Annotated in this window: 19 protein-coding genes; 11 read left to right on the top strand and 8 right to left on the bottom strand. The window is 53.7% G+C overall.

Features of this window, described 5'->3' with window-relative positions; genetic code table 11:
* Positions 1-173: 173 nt before the first annotated feature.
* Positions 174-1,220, top strand: coding sequence for a protease SohB (gene sohB / locus APU02_RS22460; protein WP_060571296.1), 1,047 nt, complete (start codon positions 174-176; stop codon positions 1,218-1,220).
* Between the two features lie 76 nt (positions 1,221-1,296).
* Here sohB and APU02_RS22455 read toward each other — a convergent pair whose 3' ends face one another.
* A complete protein-coding gene (locus tag APU02_RS22455; RefSeq protein WP_042283446.1) occupies positions 1,297-1,548 on the bottom strand; it encodes a YciN family protein in 252 nt (83 codons plus the stop codon).
* A 396-nt stretch (positions 1,549-1,944) separates the two neighbouring features.
* On the opposite strand from APU02_RS22455, the gene topA reads away from it, so the two are divergent.
* The 5 genes from topA (at position 1,945) to acnA (ending at position 9,585) form a co-directional block, all read left to right on the top strand.
* Complete coding sequence (topA, locus tag APU02_RS22450) at positions 1,945-4,542, top strand: type I DNA topoisomerase (RefSeq protein WP_060571295.1); 2,598 nt, start codon at positions 1,945-1,947, stop codon at positions 4,540-4,542.
* A gap of 300 nt (positions 4,543-4,842) precedes the next feature.
* Positions 4,843-5,817 carry an HTH-type transcriptional regulator CysB gene (gene cysB, locus APU02_RS22445; protein ID WP_042283442.1) on the top strand — a complete coding sequence of 325 codons (975 nt, stop codon included), beginning with the start codon at positions 4,843-4,845 and terminating at the stop codon, positions 5,815-5,817.
* 324 nt (positions 5,818-6,141) lie between these two features.
* Positions 6,142-6,282, top strand: a complete 141-nt coding sequence (locus APU02_RS22440) for a YmiA family putative membrane protein (protein ID WP_217997760.1) — start codon at positions 6,142-6,144, stop codon at positions 6,280-6,282.
* A 306-nt stretch (positions 6,283-6,588) separates the two neighbouring features.
* Complete coding sequence (ymiC, locus tag APU02_RS26525; RefSeq protein ID WP_131729056.1) at positions 6,589-6,684, top strand: small membrane protein YmiC; 96 nt, start codon at positions 6,589-6,591, stop codon at positions 6,682-6,684.
* Between the two features lie 225 nt (positions 6,685-6,909).
* Entirely contained in the window at positions 6,910-9,585 is a 2,676-nt protein-coding gene (gene acnA / locus APU02_RS22435; protein WP_060571294.1) for an aconitate hydratase AcnA, read from the top strand.
* Positions 9,586-9,670: 85 nt separating this feature from the next.
* Here the strand turns inward: acnA and ribA are convergent, their stop codons facing one another.
* Entirely contained in the window at positions 9,671-10,261 is a 591-nt protein-coding gene (gene ribA / locus APU02_RS22430) for a GTP cyclohydrolase II (protein WP_060571293.1), read from the bottom strand.
* 196 nt (positions 10,262-10,457) lie between these two features.
* Between ribA and pgpB the strand changes: the two genes are divergently transcribed.
* The 5 genes from pgpB (at position 10,458) to yciH (ending at position 14,096) form a co-directional block, all read left to right on the top strand.
* Positions 10,458-11,222 (top strand): phosphatidylglycerophosphatase B, encoded by a 765-nt coding sequence (gene pgpB, locus APU02_RS22425; RefSeq protein WP_060571292.1) that lies wholly within the window; start codon positions 10,458-10,460, stop codon positions 11,220-11,222.
* A 150-nt stretch (positions 11,223-11,372) separates the two neighbouring features.
* Positions 11,373-11,681: a LapA family protein gene (locus APU02_RS22420; protein ID WP_042283431.1), complete on the top strand. Its 309-nt coding sequence runs from the start codon at positions 11,373-11,375 to the stop codon at positions 11,679-11,681.
* Between the two features lie 6 nt (positions 11,682-11,687).
* Positions 11,688-12,857: a lipopolysaccharide assembly protein LapB gene (gene lapB / locus APU02_RS22415; RefSeq protein ID WP_042283429.1), complete on the top strand. Its 1,170-nt coding sequence runs from the start codon at positions 11,688-11,690 to the stop codon at positions 12,855-12,857.
* 174 nt (positions 12,858-13,031) lie between these two features.
* Positions 13,032-13,769, top strand: a complete 738-nt coding sequence (gene pyrF / locus APU02_RS22410) for an orotidine-5'-phosphate decarboxylase (protein ID WP_060571291.1) — start codon at positions 13,032-13,034, stop codon at positions 13,767-13,769.
* Positions 13,770-14,096 carry a stress response translation initiation inhibitor YciH gene (gene yciH, locus APU02_RS22405; protein ID WP_060571290.1) on the top strand — a complete coding sequence of 109 codons (327 nt, stop codon included), beginning with the start codon at positions 13,770-13,772 and terminating at the stop codon, positions 14,094-14,096.
* Positions 14,097-14,216: 120 nt separating this feature from the next.
* Here yciH and osmB read toward each other — a convergent pair whose 3' ends face one another.
* The 6 genes from osmB to APU02_RS22370 all read right to left on the bottom strand — a co-directional run bounded on the left by osmB (position 14,217) and on the right by APU02_RS22370 (position 21,288).
* On the bottom strand, positions 14,217-14,435 hold the full coding sequence (gene osmB, locus APU02_RS22400) for an osmotically-inducible lipoprotein OsmB (protein WP_042283417.1): 219 nt from the start codon (positions 14,433-14,435) through the stop codon (positions 14,217-14,219).
* Between the two features lie 259 nt (positions 14,436-14,694).
* On the bottom strand, positions 14,695-15,441 hold the full coding sequence (locus tag APU02_RS22395; protein ID WP_060571289.1) for a DNA-binding transcriptional regulator YciT: 747 nt from the start codon (positions 15,439-15,441) through the stop codon (positions 14,695-14,697).
* A gap of 95 nt (positions 15,442-15,536) precedes the next feature.
* Positions 15,537-15,719, bottom strand: coding sequence for a hypothetical protein (locus APU02_RS22390; RefSeq protein ID WP_060571288.1), 183 nt, complete (start codon positions 15,717-15,719; stop codon positions 15,537-15,539).
* Between the two features lie 144 nt (positions 15,720-15,863).
* Positions 15,864-17,855 carry a cyclic di-GMP phosphodiesterase gene (gene pdeR / locus APU02_RS22385; RefSeq protein ID WP_060571287.1) on the bottom strand — a complete coding sequence of 664 codons (1,992 nt, stop codon included), beginning with the start codon at positions 17,853-17,855 and terminating at the stop codon, positions 15,864-15,866.
* A gap of 257 nt (positions 17,856-18,112) precedes the next feature.
* A complete protein-coding gene (locus APU02_RS22375; RefSeq protein ID WP_060571285.1) occupies positions 18,113-20,047 on the bottom strand; it encodes an exoribonuclease II in 1,935 nt (644 codons plus the stop codon).
* An 89-nt stretch (positions 20,048-20,136) separates the two neighbouring features.
* Positions 20,137-21,288, bottom strand: a complete 1,152-nt coding sequence (locus APU02_RS22370) for a carboxymuconolactone decarboxylase family protein (protein ID WP_060571284.1) — start codon at positions 21,286-21,288, stop codon at positions 20,137-20,139.
* Between the last annotated feature and the right edge of the window lie 18 nt (positions 21,289-21,306).

The following is a 21,306-nucleotide window of genomic DNA, read 5'->3' as shown; positions in this document are numbered from 1 at the left end:
CGACTTTTCGGGTTTATGCCTGAATCTCCGCCATAATTCAATCAGCCTGGGGCGATAACGCCTTAAAATGAACACTTTGTCATACTTTTTTCCCTCGCGACATCCAACGAGACGACGCATGACGCCTGTTGTACACTGAGCCGAAGCAAAGTTATTTAACCAAGGTGGGTCGTGTGGAATTGTTGTCTGAATATGGGCTATTTCTTGCCAAAATCATCACCATTGTTGTTGCTGTCGCCGCTATTGCCGCCATTATTGTGAACGTTGCCCAGCGCAAACGTCAGCGTGGCGAATTGCGGGTGACCAATCTCAGCGAGCAGTATCAGGAGATGAAGGATGACCTGGCGATGGCGCTGCTCGACGGTCATCAGCAAAAGCTGTGGCATAAAGCGCAAAAGAAAAAGCGCAAGCAGGAAGCGAAAGCGGCAAAGGCGAGAGCAAAACAAGGCGAAACGCGGGACACCGACAAGCCGCGCGTCTGGGTGCTTGATTTCAAAGGCAGTATGGATGCTCACGAAGTTAACGCCTTGCGTGAAGAGGTGACGGCGGTGCTGGCAGTGGTAAAACCGCAGGATCAGGTGGTTTTGCGCCTGGAAAGCCCTGGCGGCGTGGTGCACGGCTACGGCCTGGCCGCGTCGCAATTACAGCGCTTGCGCGATAAAAACATCCCGTTGACGATTGCGGTCGACAAAGTGGCAGCAAGCGGCGGCTATATGATGGCCTGCGTGGCGGACAGGATCGTCTCTGCGCCGTTTGCCATCATAGGATCTATTGGGGTGGTCGCGCAGATCCCTAACTTTAACCGTTTTCTGAAAAGCAAAGACATTGATATTGAACTGCACACCGCGGGGCAGTATAAGCGTACCCTGACGCTGTTAGGAGAAAACACCGAAGAAGGGCGACAGAAATTCCGTGAAGACTTAAACGAAACACACCAGTTGTTTAAGGCGTTTGTCCATCGTATGCGTCCGACTCTGGACATTGAACAGGTGGCCACCGGTGAGCACTGGTACGGTGAGCAGGCGCTGGAGAAGGGGCTTATTGATGAAATCAATACCAGCGATGACGTGATCCTGAACCTGATGGAAGGACGCGACGTGCTGAACGTGCGCTATCTGCAACGCAAAAAGCTAATGGACCGTTTCACCGGTAGCGCGGCGGAAAGCGCTGACCGCTTACTGATGCGCTGGTGGCAGCGCGGACAAAAACCTCTGATGTAAACATCCCGTACCGGCTGGCGCTGTTTCGCCCTGAATGGCGATATGCGCAGCGCCAACCGGCCGCACTGCGCCAGGGTTAATCAATCAGGTGATATTTCTCAGAAAGCACATGGGCCAGATGTTTAAACATATTAAACACGGCGGTGCTTTTCGGCGTCGGTAAGCCTTGTTCGTCTAAAAAATACTCCCCGCTGAAGACTAACACGCCATTTCGCTGCGTTACGCCGGTGGCTTCAATCCCCGCCAGCGTGTCCTCATGCTCACGAATGATTTTATTGGCTTCTTTCAGCAGCGTTTCGCGATCGATCGGTTGCGTCTCTTTATGCATTTTTTACTCCTTAAACAAGAACATTAGTCTACGCCGGGCGCCGCTTATGGGCAAATATTCGCTGATAAAGTCCAGGGTCTTGTCAACCTTCGCTGACTGGCGAGTTTTGGTTTTGCATGCTAATAAAGTTGCGTAACGAATTTTATCAGGTACAGTGTGACGCTTTCGTCAATCTGGCAACAGATTTGCTTGACATTCGACCGAAATTCCGTCGTGCTATAGCGCTTATGTGCGAAAAAAACCTGTTAACTCAGTCACCTGACTATTTAGTGCACAGAGTCAGTACAAGGGGTTGATATCCGCAGACGCAGGGACCATATCCGTGTCTCGTCGCCAGTGGAAGGTGAATCAACGTGCGACGCATTCCTGGAAGAATCAAATTAGGTAAAGGTGAATATGGGTAAAGCTCTTGTCATCGTTGAGTCCCCGGCAAAAGCCAAAACGATCAACAAGTATCTGGGTAGTGACTACGTGGTTAAGTCCAGCGTGGGTCATATCCGTGATTTGCCGACCAGTGGCTCAGCAGCTAAAAAGAGCGCCGACTCTACCTCCACCAAAACGGCTAAGAAGCCTAAAAAGGATGAACGTGGCGCGCTCGTCAATCGCATGGGCGTTGACCCGTGGCACAACTGGGACGCGCATTACGAAGTGCTGCCTGGTAAAGAGAAGGTCGTCTCTGAATTAAAACAACTGGCTGAAAAAGCCGACCACATCTATCTCGCAACCGACCTTGACCGCGAAGGGGAAGCCATTGCCTGGCACCTGCGGGAAGTTATCGGTGGCGACGACGCGCGCTACAGTCGCGTGGTGTTTAACGAAATTACCAAAAATGCGATTCGTCAGGCGTTTGAGAAGCCCGGCGAACTGAACATCGATCGTGTTAATGCCCAGCAGGCGCGTCGCTTTATGGACCGCGTGGTGGGGTATATGGTGTCCCCGCTGTTGTGGAAAAAGATCGCCCGCGGTCTTTCTGCCGGTCGCGTACAGTCTGTCGCAGTGCGTCTGGTTGTCGAGCGTGAACGCGAAATCAAAGCGTTTGTTCCGGAAGAGTTCTGGGAGATCGACGCCAACACCAACACGCCATCCGGCGATGCGCTACCGTTACAGGTGACTCACCAGAGCGACAAACCATTCCGCCCGGTTAACCGTGAGCAGACGCATGCCGCGGTTAGCCTGCTGGAAAAAGCGCGTTATACCGTTCTCGAACGTGAAGACAAACCGACCAGCAGTAAACCCGGCGCGCCGTTTATCACCTCCACCCTGCAACAGGCGGCAAGTACCCGTCTGGGCTTTGGGGTGAAGAAAACCATGATGATGGCCCAGCGCCTGTATGAAGCAGGCTACATCACCTACATGCGTACTGACTCTACCAACCTGAGCCAGGACGCGGTGAACATGGTTCGCGGTTATATCAGCGACAACTTTGGCAAGAAATATCTGCCTGAGAAACCGAATCAGTACGCCAGTAAAGAAAACTCACAGGAAGCGCATGAAGCGATTCGTCCTTCCGATGTGTCGGTTCTGGCCGACACGCTGAAGGATATGGAATCTGATGCGCAGAAGCTGTATCAGCTGATCTGGCGTCAGTTTGTCGCCTGTCAAATGACGCCAGCCCAGTATGATTCCACCACGCTGACCGTCGGCGCCGGTGACTTCCGCCTGAAAGCGCGTGGACGTATCCTGCGCTTCGACGGCTGGACAAAAGTGATGCCGGCGCTGCGTAAAGGTGATGAAGACCGTACGCTGCCAGCGGTGAACAAAGGTGACGAATTGTCTCTGGTTGAACTGGTTCCGGCTCAGCATTTTACTAAGCCACCGGCCCGCTTTAGCGAAGCCTCGTTGGTTAAAGAGCTGGAAAAACGCGGTATTGGTCGTCCTTCTACGTATGCGTCGATCATTTCAACCATTCAGGATCGCGGCTATGTGCGCGTTGAAAACCGCCGTTTCTACGCGGAAAAAATGGGTGAAATCGTTACCGATCGTCTGGAAGAAAACTTCCGCGAACTGATGAACTACGACTTTACCGCGCAAATGGAAGACAGCCTGGATCAGGTGGCTAACCATGAAGCGGAATGGAAAGCGGTGCTGGACCACTTCTTCAGTGATTTTACTCAGCAGTTAGACAAAGCGGAGAAAGATCCGGAAGAAGGGGGTATGCGTCCGAACCAGATGGTGTTGACCAGCATCGACTGCCCGACCTGTGGCCGCAAAATGGGGATCCGTACGGCCAGTACTGGTGTGTTCCTCGGCTGCTCCGGTTACGCGCTGTCACCGAAAGAGCGCTGCAAAACGACCATTAACCTGGTGCCGGAAAACGAAGTGCTGAACGTGCTGGAAGGCGACGACGCGGAAACGAATGCGTTACGCGCCAAACGTCGCTGTAAGAAGTGCGGCACGGCGATGGACAGCTACCTGATCGATCCGAAGCGTAAGCTGCACGTCTGCGGTAACAACCCGACCTGCGACGGCTATGAGATTGAAGAGGGCGAGTTCCGCATCAAAGGCTATGACGGCCCGATCGTCGAGTGTGAGAAATGTGGTTCCGAAATGCACCTGAAGATGGGGCGTTTTGGTAAGTACATGGCCTGCACCAACGATGAGTGTAAGAATACGCGTAAAATTCTGCGTAATGGTGAAGTGGCGCCGCCGAAAGAAGATCCGGTTCCGCTGCCTGAACTACCGTGTGAAAAGTCGGATGCGTATTTTGTGTTGCGTGACGGCGCGGCCGGGGTTTTCCTTGCTGCCAATACGTTCCCGAAATCCCGCGAAACGCGCGCGCCGCTGGTGGAAGAGTTGTATCGTTTCCGCGATCGCCTGCCGGAAAAACTGCGCTATCTGGCCGACGCGCCGCAGCAGGATCCGGAAGGCAACAAAACGCTGGTACGCTTTAGCCGCAAAACCAGGCAGCAGTATGTTGCGGCGGAAAAAGACGGGAAGGCGACCGGCTGGTCTGCGTTCTTCGTTGACGGTAAATGGGTTGAAGGGAAGAAGTAATTCCCTGTTAATTGCCCGGTAGCGCTGCTGTTTACCGGGCTTGCAAGCGGGTCACGTTCCACAGGTCTGTTACGCAGCTGCGCAACGGATAAACCTCCGGGACAGCCATCTATAACAGGGTCGTGTTTGCGACCCTGTTTTTTTATTCCTTTCTTATTAATTTTTCTTCCTGTCTATACACCAATGCTATAAATGATATAGTGGTTATAGTTAACGGCTTTTTTATTATTAAATCGTATTAGCAGTGCGTGTCGCTGCGTAAAGACGATGACCTGATGGCGCTAATCTGGATGGTTTAACATGAAATTACAGCAGCTTCGCTACATTGTTGAGGTGGTTAATCACAACCTGAACGTCTCTTCAACTGCGGAAGGACTTTATACTTCACAACCGGGTATCAGTAAGCAGGTGCGGATGCTGGAAGACGAGCTGGGCATCCAGATTTTTGCCCGTAGCGGCAAGCATCTGACCCAGGTGACGCCAGCGGGGCAGGAAATTATCCGCATCGCACGTGAAGTGCTCTCGAAGGTTGACGCCATCAAGTCGGTTGCCGGTGAACATACCTGGCCGGATAAAGGCTCGCTCTATATCGCCACCACCCATACCCAGGCACGCTACGCGCTACCCGGTGTGATAAAAGGGTTTATCGAGCGTTATCCACGCGTATCGCTGCATATGCATCAGGGATCGCCGACTCAGATTGCGGAAGCCGTCTCTAAAGGTAACGCCGATTTCGCCATCGCTACCGAAGCCCTCCATCTGTATGACGATCTGGTGATGCTGCCTTGCTACCACTGGAACCGTTCGATTGTGGTGACGCCTGAACACCCGCTGGCGAATAAAGCTTCGGTCTCGATTGAAGAGCTGGCGCAGTATCCGCTTGTCACCTATACCTTCGGCTTTACCGGACGCTCCGAGCTGGATACCGCATTTAACCGGGCAGGGCTGACGCCGCGGATCGTCTTTACTGCCACCGATGCCGACGTCATTAAAACCTACGTTCGTCTGGGGCTGGGCGTTGGGGTGATTGCCAGCATGGCGGTGGATCCGGTTTCCGACCCGGATCTCGTGCGCGTCGATGCGCATGATGTCTTTAGCCACAGCACGACAAAGATCGGTTTCCGTCGCAGCACCTTCCTGCGCAGCTACATGTATGATTTCATTCAACGCTTTGCGCCACACCTGACGCGTGACGTCGTTGATACCGCGGTGGCATTACGTTCGAATGAAGAGATTGAAGCCATGTTTAAAGATATAAAGCTGCCGGAGAAGTAATCAAACGGGATATTGGTTTCGGGATTTTTTATCAGCAAGAAACAGCGAAAGTTTTAATTAAATCACATTTTTCTTTTATTCTTAATTTCGGGAATTATTAACCCTGGTATTGCCAGGGTTAATGCCTCATAAAGTAGTGTCTTATTACCCGCCCCGCAAACTTCGTATTTCAATTATTTATTTTTGATCAAAAGATTGATTTATTCACGGCAAACGATTCGTAAATTCACTGGATTTTTGACTAAAGTTTGATTAGGATTTGTCTCATCTGATGATTAATTGTACCGATTGTTTGGTGCCAGAATGATAAGTGATGTCGATTGTATGAGGTTAGCAATGCCGTCTGAAAACCAGGAACCACGTCGGGACCCTGAACTGAAACGCAAAGCGTGGCTTGCGGTTTTTCTGGGCTCAGCGCTGTTCTGGCTGGTCGTCGGCCTGCTTATCTGGAACGCCTGGGGGTAAAGATGAGGGTTCGCGGACAGCAACACACGTCGCTACCGACATGTCAGCCTTGTGACAATACCCGGAAAAGCAAAAGTGTGCGTGTGAAGACAAGCCCTGAAAACTGGAAACTCACGCAACAGCAGCAGGCATTTATTGATTCCTTTGCTGAAGACGATAAACGAAAACAATAATCGACACCATTCTTAATTAGCGCGCAATTTTAAGCACGCTATTAACAGGCGCAATGCCTTTTCTTTTACACCACAGCAATAAGACGTTGAGAATGACTCAACATAACGTGTCAGATAAAAGTTGGTGTAGCCTATGCTTACTTCAAACATGAAATACTGGTCCTGGATGGGCGCATTTTCCGTATCGCTGCTCTTCTGGGCTGAACTGATCTGGATCGTTGCCCGTTAACGATAACGCCAGAGACGCTAAACGCTATCCGGCATCCCTGTTCGATCATGGCCATAAACCTCGCTGCGGCGAGGTTTTTGTTTTCTGCAACGTCGCCTCTCTGCAAGGTTTCTCCTCTTTTATCCATTTGGGTTGTTATCAAAACGTTACAGCTTGTTTGTGTTATCTTTAATATTCACCCTGAGGAGATTCAGGGCATCGCAACCCCGTCATAAAGGAGGAGCTATGTCGTCAACCCTACGAGAAGCCAGTAAGGACACGTTGCAGGCCAAAGACAAAACCTACCATTATTACAGTCTGCCGCTGGCTGCAAAATCACTGGGCGATATCACCCGTCTGCCCAAGTCGCTCAAAGTTTTGCTGGAAAACCTGCTGCGCTGGCAGGATGGTGATTCTGTTACCGAAGAAGATATCCAGGCGCTGGCAGGTTGGCTGAAAAATGCCCATGCTGACCGCGAAATTGCTTATCGTCCGGCGCGCGTGCTGATGCAGGATTTCACCGGCGTGCCCGCCGTCGTGGATCTCGCGGCAATGCGCGAAGCGGTTAAACGCCTTGGCGGCGATACCGCGAAAGTGAATCCGCTGTCACCTGTCGATCTGGTGATTGACCATTCGGTCACCGTTGACCATTTCGGCGACGATGACGCATTTGAAGAAAACGTGCGCCTTGAAATGGAGCGTAACCATGAACGCTATATGTTCCTCAAGTGGGGGCAACAGGCGTTTAGCCGCTTCAGTGTGGTGCCGCCGGGAACGGGGATCTGCCATCAGGTGAACCTGGAGTATCTCGGCAAAGCGGTCTGGAGCGAGCTGCAAAACGGTGAATGGGTCGCTTACCCGGATACGCTGGTCGGTACGGATTCCCACACCACCATGATCAACGGTCTCGGCGTGCTCGGTTGGGGCGTCGGCGGTATCGAAGCCGAAGCCGCGATGCTCGGACAGCCTGTGTCGATGCTGATCCCGGATGTCGTGGGCTTTAAGCTCACCGGCAAACTGCGTGAAGGGATCACGGCGACCGACCTGGTGTTAACCGTCACGCAGATGCTGCGTAAACACGGCGTGGTCGGTAAATTTGTCGAATTCTACGGCGACGGTCTGGATTCCCTGCCGCTGGCGGACCGCGCCACCATCGCCAATATGTCGCCAGAATATGGCGCCACCTGCGGCTTCTTCCCGATTGATGCCGTCACGCTTGACTACATGCGTCTGAGCGGTCGGACGGAAGATCAGGTTGAGCTGGTAGAGAAATACGCCAGGGCGCAGGGCATGTGGCGTAATCCTGGCGACGAGCCGGTATTCACTAGCACGCTGGCGCTGGATATGAACGACGTGGAAGCCAGCCTTGCCGGGCCGAAACGGCCTCAGGATCGTGTCGCTCTCGGCGATGTTCCAAAAGCGTTTGCCGCCAGCAGCGAGCTGGAACTGAACACCGCGCAAAAAGACCGCAAGCCAGTCGAATATGTGCTGAACGGTCAGCAATATCAGTTACCGGACGGCGCGGTGGTCATTTCAGCGATCACTTCCTGTACCAACACCTCCAACCCGAGCGTGCTGATGGCCGCTGGCCTGTTGGCGAAAAAAGCGGTTATGCTGGGGTTGAAACGCCAGCCGTGGGTAAAAGCGTCGCTGGCGCCCGGGTCAAAAGTGGTGTCGGATTATCTGGCGAAGGCGAAACTGACGCCGTATCTGGACGAACTGGGTTTTAATCTGGTGGGGTACGGCTGTACGACCTGCATCGGTAACTCGGGGCCGCTGCCGGAGCCTATCGAAACGGCCATCAAGCAAGGCGATTTAACCGTAGGCGCTGTGCTTTCCGGCAACCGTAACTTTGAGGGGCGTATCCATCCGCTGGTGAAGACCAACTGGCTGGCCTCGCCGCCGCTGGTGGTGGCTTACGCATTGGCGGGCAATATGAATATCAATCTTGCTACCGATCCGCTGGGCCACGATCGCAAAGGCGATCCGGTGTATCTGAAAGATATCTGGCCGTCGGCGCAGGAAATCGCTCGTGCGGTGGAACTGGTGTCCTCAGAAATGTTCCGTAAAGAGTATGCGGAAGTGTTTGAAGGAACGGAAGAGTGGAAGGGGATCCCTGTCGAACGCTCTGATACCTACGGCTGGCAGGATGACTCTACCTATATCCGGCTCTCGCCCTTCTTTGACGAGATGCTGGCGGAACCGGCGCCGGTCACCGACATTCACGGCGCACGGATTCTGGCCATGCTCGGCGATTCCGTGACCACTGACCATATTTCCCCGGCGGGAAGCATTAAAGCGGACAGCCCGGCAGGTCGTTATCTGCAAAGCCATGGGGTTGAGCGGAAAGACTTCAACTCCTACGGATCGCGACGCGGAAACCATGAAGTGATGATGCGCGGCACGTTTGCCAATATTCGTATCCGCAATGAAATGGTGCCCGGGGTGGAAGGCGGAATGACGCGGCATCTGCCTGGAACGAATGTGATGTCTATCTATGATGCGGCGATGCTGTATCAAAAAGAGAATACGCCGTTGGCGGTGATTGCGGGTAAAGAGTATGGTTCCGGATCCAGCCGTGACTGGGCGGCGAAGGGGCCGCGTTTGCTGGGGATCCGCGTGGTGATCGCTGAGTCCTTCGAGCGAATTCACCGTTCTAACCTGATCGGGATGGGGATTCTGCCGCTGGAATTCCCGCAGGGCGTCACGCGTAAAACCCTGGGACTGACTGGGGAAGAGGCGATCGACATCGCAGATCTGCAGAACCTGAAACCGGGCGCCACGGTGCCAGTGACGCTCACGCGTCCGGACGGTAAACAAGAAGTCATACCGTGTCGCTGCCGTATCGATACCGCCACCGAGTTAACCTACTACCAGAACGACGGCATCTTGCATTATGTTATTCGTAACATGCTGATGTAAAAACTAAAAAGCCTGCATGTGACGTGCAGGCTTTTTCAATGTGCGTCACCCGCGGCTACCCGCAAGGCAGTGACAACGCATCGGGTTATTTATCCAGCAAATGCCCCATCTTGGCAGCTTTGGTGTCCAGATAATGGGCATTATTCGGGTTACGCCCCACGATCAGCGGTACGCGTTCCACAATATTGATTCCCGCTTCGGTGAGGATTTCCACTTTCTTCGGGTTATTGGTGAGCAGACGAACCTCATCGACGCCAAGCAGCTTGAACATATCCGCACAAAGGGTGAAATCACGTTCGTCGGCGGCAAAGCCCAGCTGGTGGTTGGCTTCTACGGTGTCATAGCCCTGATCCTGCAGCGCATAGGCGCGAATTTTATTCAGCAAACCAATATTACGTCCTTCCTGACGGTGATAAAGGAGGATCCCACGGCCTTCTTCCGCAATATGCGCCAACGCCGCTTCCAGCTGGAAACCACAGTCGCAGCGCAGACTGAACAGAGCATCGCCTGTCAGGCATTCTGAATGGACACGCGCCAGAACCGGCGTCTGGCCTGAAATATCACCATACACTAACGCTACGTGATCGTGTCCGGTTGCCAGTTCTTCAAAACCCACCATCAGGAAATCGCCCCATGGGGTTGGCAGTTTGGCTTCTGCCACTCGTTTAAGCTGCATGTGTTTCTCCAGATAATGCTGGCACGTAATGGCGTGCCGTTGCCTGTTGGCTTATGCGTTTATTTTGCCATAAGGCGACGGCGTTCACCTAATCGCTGCCGTGTAATCGGGCGGGGAATGGCACAAATCTGTCAATTTTCCCGTACTGAGCTTTTTTCAGTTATGATTATGAAACTTATCGTTAAAAGAGGTGTTCATGCTGTCGATTGCAAAACGTACTGCAACGGGTGCGGGATTATTGCTGGTTATGCCCATCGCCGTATGGGTTTCTGGATGGCGCTGGCAGCCGGATCACAGTGGCGGGTGGTTGAAAACGCTGTACTGGATAACCGAAACGGTAACTCAACCCTGGGGAATCATCACGCACGTTATACTCTGCGCCTGGTTTCTGTGGTGCCTGCGTTTTCGTCTTAAGGCAGCGGTGATGCTCTTTGCTATTCTCGCAGCGGCGATCCTGGTGGGGCAGGGTGTTAAGTCGTGGGTTAAAGAGAAAGCCCAGGAGCCGCGTCCTTTCGTTATCTGGCTGGAAAAAACGCACAATATACCGGTCGATGAGTTCTACACTTTAAAACGTAAGGATCGTGGGAATCTGGTGAAGGAGCAGCTCGCGACGCAGGAGAATATTCCGCTGTTTTTGCGTCAGCACTGGCAAAAAGAGACCGGCTTCGCATTTCCTTCCGGACATACCATGTTTGCCGCAAGCTGGGCGCTACTGGCTGTGGGCCTGTTGTGGCCGCGCAGACGTACCGTCACGATTGCGATACTGCTGGTCTGGGCAACCGGGGTAATGGGGAGCCGCCTGCTGTTGGGGATGCACTGGCCGCGTGATTTGGTGGTTGCAACGCTGATTTCATGGGCGCTGGTAACCGTCGCGACCTGGCTTGCGCAGCGGATTTGCGGCCCGCTTACGCCGCCGCCGGAAGAAGAGCAGGAGATTGCGCAACGTGAGCAGGAAAGCTGATCGCGGTTGAATTTCCGTCATTAGCCCTCAAATCCCTGTATGGCCTGACGCTTTTCCATTTCGCACACGCCGTGAAAATGGTAATTTAAAAGGCTAAATGCGAAACGTTGAACACGATTTATTCGCTTAAACCACATAACGGGAAGTAATGTGAAATATTTACTCATTTTCTTACTGGTGTTGGCGATTTTTGTTATCTCGGTAACATTAGGCGCGCAGAATGATCAGCAGGTGACGTTTAATTACCTGCTGGCGCAGGGGGAGTACCGTATCTCTACCTTGCTGGCTGTGTTGTTCGCCGCTGGTTTCGCTATCGGTTGGTTGGTCTGCGGCCTTTTCTGGCTGCGGGTTCGTGTTTCCTTAGCGCGCGCTGAACGTAAAATTAAACGCCTGGAAAACCAGCTTACGCCTGCCACTGACGTGGTGGTCGCGCCGGGTACACCGGTCGTGAAGGAATAATCGTTTATGCTGGAGTTGTTGTTTCTGCTGTTGCCTGTCGCGGCCGTCTATGGCTGGTACATGGGCCGCAGAAGTGCGCAACAAACAAAACAGGAGGAGGCTAACCGTCTGTCTCGCGATTATGTCGCGGGGGTTAACTTCCTTCTGAGCAACCAACAGGATAAAGCGGTGGATCTGTTCCTCGATATGTTGAAAGAGGATACCGGCACCGTTGAAGCGCATCTCACCCTCGGAAACCTGTTCCGCTCCCGTGGCGAAGTCGACCGCGCTATTCGTATCCACCAGACGCTCATGGAAAGCGCCTCGCTGACCTATGAACAGCGCTTGCTGGCCGTTCAGCAGTTGGGCCGCGACTACATGGCCGCCGGGTTGTACGACCGGGCGGAGGATATGTTCAATCAGTTGACCGACGAAACGGATTTTCGTGTCAGCGCGCTGCAACAACTCCTGCAGATTTATCAGGCCACCAGCGACTGGCAGAAGGCAATCGACGTTGCAGAGCGTCTGGTGAAGCTGGGCAAGGATAAACAGCGGATCGAAATTGCCCATTTCTATTGTGAACTGGCGTTGCAGCAAATGGGCAGCGACGACATGGATCGGGCGATGGCGCTGTTGAAAAAGGGCGCCGCTGCGGACAAAAACAGCGCCAGGGTGTCTATCATGATGGGGCGCATCTGGATGGCGAAGGGCGACTACGCCAGGGCGGTGGAGTCACTCCAGCGGGTTATTGCGCAGGATAAAGAACTGGTCAGCGAAACGCTGGAAATGCTGCAGACATGCTACCAGCAACTGGGCAAAAATGACGAATGGGCGGAATTTTTGCGTCGCGCAGTTGAAGAAAACACCGGCGCTGCTGCCGAGCTGATGCTTGCCGATATTCTTGAAGCCCGGGAAGGTCACGATACCGCGCAGGTCTATATTACCCGTCAACTGCAGCGCCACCCGACAATGCGCGTTTTCCATAAGCTTATGGACTACCATCTTAATGAGGCGGAAGAGGGGCGCGCAAAAGAGAGCCTGATGGTGCTGCGCGACATGGTGGGCGAGCAGGTGCGCAGTAAGCCGCGCTACCGCTGTTCGAAGTGTGGGTTTACCGCGTATACGCTGTACTGGCACTGTCCGTCCTGTCGCGCCTGGTCAACGATCAAGCCGATACGTGGCCTTGACGGTTTGTAATTATTAAAAAAAACCGACTTTAGTTACAACATACTTTTCTGTTTTTCCTTGCCACTCCTCCGGCATCGCTGCGCTGAGGCGTTACAGAGGAGTAAAAGGCGTCTGTTAATTTCGCCTTTCGGCAGGTAGAATGCACGCCGTTTACCCATTTTCCCCCTCGCAAAAGGTCTGGTTATGACGGTTACTGCATCATCTACATCCCGCGCTGTTACTGATTCTCCCGTGGTTGTCGCTCTCGATTATAATAACCGTGACAAAGCCCTGGCATTTGTTGACCGTATCGATCCGCGCGACTGTCGCCTGAAGGTCGGTAAAGAAATGTTCACGCTGTTTGGCCCTCAGTTGGTGCGCGACCTTCAGCAGCGTGGCTTCGATATCTTCCTCGACCTGAAATTTCATGATATCCCGAACACCACCGCTCATGCGGTTGCCGCCGCGGCAGATCTGGGTGTGTGGATGGTAAACGTCCATGCGTCGGGCGGTGCGAGAATGATGACCGCCGCTCGCGAGGCGCTGTTGCCGTTGGGCAAAGATGCGCCATTGCTCATCGCCGTGACTGTGCTGACCAGTATGGAAGCCAGCGATCTGGTCGATATTGGCGTGACGCTGTCGCCCGCCGAGCACGCGGAGCGTCTGGCGGCGTTGACCCAGAAATGCGGTCTGGATGGCGTGGTGTGTTCCGCGCAAGAAGCGGTGCGCTTCAAACAGGCGTTTGGCGGCGCGTTTAAACTGGTCACGCCGGGGATTCGACCGCAGGGTAGCGACGCAGGCGATCAGCGCCGCATTATGACGCCAGAACAGGCTTTAGCCGCAGGGGTGGATTTTATGGTCATCGGTCGTCCTGTTACTCAGTCCGCCGATCCGGCGCAGACATTAAAGGCGATCAATGCATCACTGAAGGCGGGGGAGTAAATGAACGATTCGAACAGCCGGCTGGTCTATTCAACAGACAGTGGGCGGATTACTGAGCCGAAAACCGCGTCCGTACGACCAAAAGGCGATGGCATTGTTCGTATCCAGCGCCAGACCAGTGGCCGGAAGGGCAAAGGGGTTTGTCTGATTACCGGCATTGATCTGGATGATGCATCTCTGAACAAACTGGCCGCTGAGCTAAAGAAAAAGTGTGGCTGTGGCGGGGCGGTTAAAGAGGGCGTTATAGAAATTCAGGGCGACAAACGTGATTTAATTAAAACGCTGCTGGAAGCCAAAGGCATGAAGGTCAAACTGGCAGGCGGATAATGAAAAAGCCACGACAGAAATATCGTGGCTTTATAATTAATCGTTTACTAATGTGTAGCTCAGACCAGAAAAGATAATCGTATTATTATATCGAGCCGGTCAACCGTAGATATTTTACGATTATTTACCTACCTGATGGCCGATAACACCACCGACTGCGGCGCCGCCCAGCGTGCCCAGCGTGCTGCCATCAGTTAACACTGCGCCGCCTAATGCGCCGGCACCCGCACCGATAGCGGTGTTACGGTCGCGTTTGGACCAGTTAGAGCAGGCGCTCAGAGACATTGCCAGAGTAATTGCCAGAACCGCGGCGGTCATTTTTTTGCTCGTTACTAACATAATACTTTCTCCTGAATTAACGATTCACGAAAGTTAGTTCTTTTTAACTATAGTTTACATATCCAGTTTTCGAAGAACAATCGTGAAACTTTATTGCGCAGGGTAATATCACGCAGGTGATAGTCACTTCCTGTTATATCGCTAATAATAATTTTACCTCGTCTGCCCGCAGGCAACAGGTAAATAGTCTTAATTCAGGTGTCGGAATTGTCTCAAGCGCAAATGATTTGCAGCGACAAATCATTTGCCCACCGATGCGCTAAGCCTCAACAATATTTACACGCAACCCTTTTTGTTCCATCAGCAGGCGATCGTCCTCGCTGATGCCGGAATCAGTGATGACCCGACTAAAGCGCTCAACGGGTCCCAGAGTATAGGGATGGACCACGCCGAATTTCGAACTGTCGGTCAGAACAATGGCTTCCGAGCCTTTTTCCAGTACAGCATTGACTACATCCGCACGCATCATATCGCGTCCGGTAAACCCGATATCTGCCAGCCAGCCATCGATGCCGATAAACGCTTTACTGAAATGGACCTGCTGGATGAACTGGCGGGTCAGAGGGCCGACCATGCTTTCGCTTTTTTTCTGGTAAATGCCGCCAAGCAAAATGACCTCGCAAGGCGTCGCCTTTAACAGGTGAGCGATATAACTGCTTACCGTAATGATGGTGACATTTTTTTGCTCGGCCAGCGTTCTTGCTAACAGGGCATTACTGCTGCCGTTTTCAATAAACACCGTTTCGCCGGGATTTACCAGTGAAGCGGCAAACTCGGCAAGCTGACGCTTAAGGGTGAAGTTGGTCATCATTCTTGTTTCGACGTCTTCACTGTCCAGTGAAACCGCGAAGCCGTGGGCACGACGCAAATAGCTTTGCTTTTCCAGGGTATTGAGATCCTGGCGAATGGTCACTTCAGAAACACCGGTGATTTTTGCCAGTTCGGAAACGCTCATCTGGCCTTTATCGATCACCATCTGCAAAATCGATTGTTGTCGGGAATTCATAGTATTCGTTTTAATTGAGGTATGTATACCGGGGTTTAAAAACAGGCGGCGATGGCTCGCTCAGGTCGCCACCGCTTTCACAACGCGCGTAAAGGTCAGATCTCCCACGGCGCTTTGGGTTTGCCTGGCGATGACCCGGTTTCATCCTGCGCCAGGCTAAGTAATTCCGCTTTAAGTATTTCAAGATTGTGGATGGCGGAGTGGTAGTCGCCGGCGACCAGGATATCCAGCACGGTATTAATACGTTCGGCAACCCGTTTGGCGTCGATATCTGACATGGGGGATCCTTCGTGAGTAAGAGTATGGATTCAATGATGCAAAAAATGGCGACAAAAGAGAAGGGAAAATTACGCCGCGGCAGGATAACCGATATCAAGATATATTCTGCCATAACAGGCAGATACGGCGTGATTTCCTGCCGGTCAGCGCTGTGTTTTGTTGCGCCAGCGTTTGTACCAGCGTTCAAATGCCGCGGCGGGCATCGGCTTTGCAAATAAAAATCCTTGTCTTTCATTGATACCGTTTTTAGTCAGGAACGCGTCCTCTTTGGCGCTTTCCACCCCTTCGGCGATGACCTGAAGGTTGAGCGCCTGCGCCACGGCGACGATGGCGCGTACCATGGACTGGGAAGCGGTTTTTTTATGAATATCTCTGACGAACATGTGATCCAGCTTGATAGCGTCAATCGGAAAACGCGTCAGTTGTGAAAGCGACGAGTAGCCGGTACCGAAATCATCAAGATGAACCTGAGCGCCCAACTGGCTAAACTGCTCAATGACCGACAGGGCCAGCGTCTCGTTTTCAATCAGGCAGCTTTCCGTTAACTCAACGTCGATCGGGCAGTATTCGAAATTCAGCTCGTGTAAAACCTGTCTGAGGTCGGTGAATATCGTCTGGTCGGCAAGCTGACGCGCCGAAATATTAACCGCCACGCGCAGGTGAATGCCTTTATCGCGCCATTTTGCCACCTGGCGCACCACGTCGAGCAGCACCCACCGTCCAAGCGGTACAATCAGTCCCGACTCCTCGGCATAGGAGATAAACTCTCCTGGCGAAATTAAACCGCGCTCCGGCGACTGCCAGCGCACCAGCGCTTCAAGGCTGCGTACTTCACCGCGCCAGGTAATCTTTGGCTGATAATGGATCAGTAGCTGATCGTTTTCGAGCGCTTTGCGCAGATGCGTATCGAGCCAGAGGTATTCAAAGACCCGCTCATTCATTTCCGGTGAGAAGACGCAGAACTGTCCGCGGCCCCCTTCTTTAGCCGTGTACATGGCGGTGTCGGCATTGCGGATCAGACTGTCGCTGTCCTCGCCATGCAAGGGCGCCATCGCGATGCCCACGGAGCAGCCGGTATAGACCTCGATCAGACCGATGCGAAAGGGCTGGCGAAGGCGGGTCAGAATACGCGACGCGACGGCCTCAAGCGCCCCCTGAGAGGTGTGGGTGGCAAGCAGAATGAATTCGTCGCCGCCCAGCCGCGCCAGCAACTGGTTTTCTTCCATACAGCTCAGCAGAGCCAGGGAGACCGCCTGTAATAGCTGGTCGCCGAACATATGCCCATAAGCGTCGTTCACCTTTTTAAAATTATCCAGATCAAAATACACGATCCCGACCTGACCTGCGTGCGCATCCCCGACAGCGTCGTTGATCAGCTCATGGATGGCGTTGCGGTTAGGCAGTCCGGTGATAGTGTCAGTATTCGCCAGTACCCGCAGACGCTCCTGGGCGCGCCGCTCTTCGGTAATGTCGGTACCTGAACAAATGAGAAATATTTCATTCTTCCCGCTACCGCTATGGACGAACTTATTGCGAAATAAAAACAGACGCTGACCCTGGCGGGTTTTTACCCACCGTTCGACCTCATAAGAATTTCCGTTACGAAAAAAGCCGCTGATATTGCGTCGCGAAGCAGCGGCTTCACGGCGGCTCATAAACAGCCTGAAGACGCTCTGACCAATGACATCCTGCTCTTTAAGTCCGGTATATTCTTCGCACAGGCGGTTGAAGCGCTGAATATTGCCACGGCTGTCAAGGATCACGATGACCGAATTCGCTTCTGAAACCACCTGTTCGGCGAAGGACAGCCCCTTAGCCAGATCGCGCGCGACGGAGGGCGTGTCATGCCAGGCTGAGGCACTGCCTGCCCACTCGTGCTTATTGATTTTCCGACCCACCAGATGTACCTGCACCTCGCTGCTCTCGAGGGGTAACGTAATCAACAGGCTGGACGTGATAACGGTCATTTCGCGAATTCGTGCGGCCTGCCCGGGGGCGAGCGCAAGCGCCTCATCATGTTCTGCGGCTTCGGTAAGTGATAAATGTAGAACGTCGGCATCATCTGACAAGCGCCAGTAAGGACAGTGTGTGCCCAGAAAACGATACAACGTCGCGGATTCCCGACTCTCTTTCATGTTGCGCACCATCCCGTTTGAACGCCCGAACTTCGCAATGGAAAGGTTAACCGCGATAAATACAGGGTTTACCGTCGCTGCAGATCTTGTTTTATCTATCTCTTCATTTGTAATTCAGAACCGGGAAAAAGCACAGGCGGGGCGGAAAATATATCCCGATAGCGTTGATCGCGTGGCACAGGAAAGGTGTTAAGAGGGGAAGGCGAAAACCAGCAAACGGCCTTTCTTATTCAGAAAGGCCGTGTGAAAACTCAGGGTCAGGCGGCCGGACGGGCGATGATGCTGCGCGTTTCCATCCGCACTTCGGCGATGGTCACATCGATCACGTCCGTGACTTTATACACGGTCTCGCCTTTAATCTGTACGGTGCCGTTTTCCTGGCTGCAAACCATTTCGTCGCGGACGGCATGGAGGAACGGCGCCGGAATAAAGGCAACCGCGCCGTTATCCACCAGACGAACGCGCATACCGCCACGGCTGACATCAATGATTTCAGCCGCAAAACGGATGTCCGTGCCGGCTTTGTCGTGCAGGAAACGGGCGTACAGCCAGTCGCCAACGTCGCGTTCCGCCATACGGTTCAGGCGACGGCGTTCCGCCATCTGCACGGTGGTGTCGTCGTGCGGACGGGCAATGGTTTCACCTTTAATGACCGCTTTCAGCAGGCGATGGTTGATCATATCGCCATACTTACGAATCGGCGATGTCCAGGTCGCATACGCTTCAAGACCCAGACCAAAGTGCGGACCCGGCTCAATGCTGATTTCGGCGAAGGACTGGAAGCGACGAATGCGGCTGTCGAGGAAGCCGGACGGCTGTGCATCCAGTTCGCGACGCAGTTTGCAGAAACCTTCAAGGGTCAACACTTCTTGCGGATCGACATGGACGTCGTGATTTTTCAGCAGCGCCGACAGCGCTTCCGTATTCGCCGGATCAAAACCGGTATGCACGTTGTAAATGCCAAAGCCCAGTTTGTCACGCAGCACGCGGGCGGCGCATATATTGGCGGCGATCATCGCTTCTTCAACGATACGGTTGGCGATGCGGCGCGGCTCTGCCACGATATCCAGCACTTCACCTTTTTCACCCAGGATAAAGCGATAATCAGGACGGTCCTTGAAGACCAGCGCGTGGTGATGGCGCCACTCGCCGCGACGCAGGCAAATTTGCTGCAGCAGACGAATTTGATGCGCGATATCGTCGCTTTCTGGCTGCCAGCTACCGGTGTTTTCCAGCCAGTCAGAGACGCTGTCATAGGCCAGTTTGGCTTTTGACTCGATGGTCGCCGCGAAGAAAACCATATCGTCTTCAAGGGCGCCATCCGCCGCAATGGTCATACGGCAGGCCAGCACCGGACGGACTTCGCGCGGACGCAACGAGCAGAGATCGTCAGAGAGTTCACGCGGCAACATCGGGATGTTGAACCCCGGAAGATAGTTGGTGAACGCGCGTATTTTCGCAGCGTTATCCAGTTTGCTACCTTCAGCGATCCACGCGGTCGGGTCGGCAATCGCAACGGTCAGCTGTAATTTACCGTCAGCCAGTTCTTCGGCATACAGCGCGTCATCCATATCTTCGGTGCTGGCGCTGTCTATAGTGACGAAATTCAGGGCGGTCAGATCCTGACGCGTTAAGCCTTCGTCGAGCATTTCAGTGGCTACGCCGTCCGGGGCTTCTTTTTCCAGATTGTGGCGCGCCAGCGTTACCCACCACGGCACAAAGTGGTCATCTGCGTAGGTAATGTACTGGGTTAACTCGGCATAGAAGGTGCGATCGCCTTTTAACGGATGGCGGCGCATCTCGGCGACCGCCCAGTCACCTTCTTTAAAGTCATGCTCTACGCCACGCGCGGCGCGACAGGGGATAGCATCTTTCAGCAGCGGGTGATCCGGAACAATAGACAGGCGATCGTTTTTGCCCTGAACTTTTCCGACAAAGCGGGTCAGGAAGGGTTCAACCAGTTCTTCCGGCTCAGCGGACTCGCGATCTTTTTCACTGTGGATCACCGCGACAATCCGGTCGCCATGCATCACTTTTTTCATCTGCGGCGGCGGGATGAAGTAACTTTTTTGCGCATCGACTTCCAGGAAGCCAAAGCCTTTTTCCGTGGCTTTTACCACCCCTTCGGCGCGCGGCGTCTGGGAATGCAGTTGCTGTTTAAGCTGCGCTAGCAGCGGGTTGTCCTGAAACATATTTGTCTATTTTCGTGGCCAAAAGAGCGGCTGACAGTTTTACGCGAAACTACCTGGTGCGGCAAGCGCTCTTTATCTCTTTGCCGAGGTTAATGTGTCTCACCCAACGCGATTTTCAGGCGATTCAGCCATCCGCATAAACCGCACCACCCCAACAGGTTGATAGCATCAATGACGGACGCGCCGCGCTCGACGAGCGGGGTGAAATGTGCGGCGCTAAAGCGGTCTGGCGCGCGCGTCAGTAATTGTAGCGCCTGAGACAAGGGACGCTCAATCGGATGTTGTCGCTCCCAGCGTTCAATCTCATGTTCGCTCTGGCGCAGCATGGTGAGAGTCTCTGGCGAGATGCGCGGCGGCAACGCCTGCTCATTGAAGCAGCTTGCGCTACCGTTTATCCTCGCGGCCAGCAGCGCCGCGAAGTTATGCTCTGCGGTATCCGCACGAAGCGAACTGTGCAGCAATTTGCCGAGCAGTGTCAGCAGTACCGGCTGGTGCGCCAGAGCAGGGGCGAGCATCTGTAGCGCGGGCTGTGGTCGATCATGCGACGGATATTCATCTTGCTCCGCGCTGGCGTAGCGCAGTTTCACCAGATCCGGGTTTGCGACCCACACGCTCTCTTCCCGCTGAAACAGGTCTTCAGCGGCAAAGGCCTGAGTATTGAGGCCGGGTATCCAGCGCACAGCCTGACCGGACCAGGCCTGAAAAATCGCCACCATACGCGCCTGGAAACCGACAAAGCCAATGATCTGATTAAACAGGGCCACATCCCAGGCGGACAGGCCGACGTCGGCTAAATGCTGGCGGGCACGCTGGTCGATCACCGAAGGTGAGTAGGCGAGTTGACGCGCATACTGCGTGATCTGCGCCAGCCGATGATTGCTTTCACGCGACGAATCCGGACCCGGCAGCGGTGTCAGGCGCGCGGCGTAATGATTACATAGGCGCTGTACGCCACACGCCTGCGCCACGGTTAAGGCGGTGCTCATGCGTTCATAGGCGCTAAAGGTATGCAGGCGGGTAAGTGGAACGTGATCGGGAAACAGTTCGTTCGCCAACTGGCGGGCGGGTTGCAGCCAGGAGTGAAAAGAATGCAGCATCTCGTCGGGAATCGTCAAATCCAGCAAAAAACGGTCTTCTACGTGAGCCGCTTCCGGCACCAGTGGCAAAACGTCCTGCGGCCAGGTGCTGGACTGGGTCTCATGATACCACTGGTTTTTGCCGTTGAATTGGCGTTGTTCCATGGGCGTTCCTTGGTCTGT

The sequence above is a fragment of the Citrobacter sp. 50677481 genome, from assembly GCF_001463265.1.
Classification (GTDB): Bacteria; Pseudomonadota; Gammaproteobacteria; order Enterobacterales; family Enterobacteriaceae; genus Citrobacter_A; species Citrobacter_A sedlakii.
This window is presented reverse-complemented; position numbering and strand designations above follow the sequence as displayed.